Source organism: Streptomyces sp. NPDC047000, from assembly GCF_040644295.1.
In the GTDB taxonomy this organism is placed as follows: Bacteria; Actinomycetota; Actinomycetes; order Streptomycetales; family Streptomycetaceae; genus Streptomyces.
Map to the genome: position 1 here is coordinate 1 of NZ_JBEYWE010000088.1, position 1,011 is coordinate 1,011.

General features: G+C 67.2%; 1 protein-coding gene and 1 pseudogene. One reads left to right on the forward strand and one right to left on the reverse strand.

Annotated features, from left to right (window positions below; all coding sequences use genetic code 11):
• Positions 1–206, reverse strand: a pseudogene (locus tag ABZ862_RS38520) (hypothetical protein); the annotation flags it as partial.
• Positions 207–280: 74 nt separating this feature from the next.
• Here ABZ862_RS38520 and ABZ862_RS38525 point away from each other — a divergent pair.
• Positions 281–721, forward strand: coding sequence for an Rrf2 family transcriptional regulator (locus tag ABZ862_RS38525; RefSeq protein ID WP_360969299.1), 441 nt, complete (start codon positions 281–283; stop codon positions 719–721).
• The last annotated feature ends 290 nt before the right edge of the window (positions 722–1,011 follow it).

Consider the following 1,011-nt stretch of genomic DNA (forward strand, 5'->3'; position numbering starts at 1 on the left):
GCCGACTCGGTGATGATCAGTCCGGCCGACGCGCGCTGGGCGTAGTACTGCGCCATGACGGGCTGGGGAACGCCGTCCTCGTTGGCGCGCTTGCGGGTCATGGGCGCCATCACGAGGCGGTTGGGCAGCTCCAGGGCGCCGACCCGCACGGGGGTGAGCAGGTTGTCGGTCGTGGCAGGGCTTTGGCCCTGTGAAGTAATATGCATGTCTGAAACTTACGTATGACTCCAGGCAATCGCAAGTGTCAAACTTGCATATCCGCCGGGAAGGGTGGGCTCGCGTGTTCGACCTGAGGTTCCCCACGACGCTGATCATGATGATGCTGATCGCCGACGCCGCCGAGTCGGGAAGGCCGACGGTCAGCTCGACCGAGCTGGCATCCAAGCTGGACAACAACCCGAGCTTCGTACGCGCACTGGCCGTGCCGCTCGTGCATGACGGACTGGTGACCTCCGTCCGCGGCCGCACCGGCGGGCTCGGTCTGGGGCGGTCGGCATCGGAGATCACGCTGAGCGAGGTCTACCGCTCAGCTGTCGCAGGCAAGCTGATCTGGGATCAGCGTGACGAGGTGCCGCATGTCTGCGAGGTCACGACCAAGGCGTGCCGCTATTTCAGAGGGCTCACGGACGAAATCGAGGACGTCGTCGTCGCTATGCTGGGGAGCAAGACGCTGGCCGACAGCCTGGCTGATCTGAGGAAGCTCCCAGCGGAGGCCGCCTGAGGATCGCCAGGCCGGTCGCTGCCGCATCCGGGTCCGGCCCTTCGGCGCGCTCGCCGCCACCCTGCGTCGAGCTTTGGGCCTCCACCGAAGGAGAGCGCGCCGAGACCGACCGGCTGCACGCCTGGGCTTGCTCCCAGCACTGGCCGTCAGGCTCAGACTCGCCGGAGCGCGGTCAGCTGCTCAGCGGGGCGACGCCGGCCAGCCGCAGTGGCCGGTAGCCGTCGGTGTCGAGCTGGGCGAGTTCTCCGTCGATGTCGACGGAGTGGGTGCCGTAGAAGTGCACGTTCTCG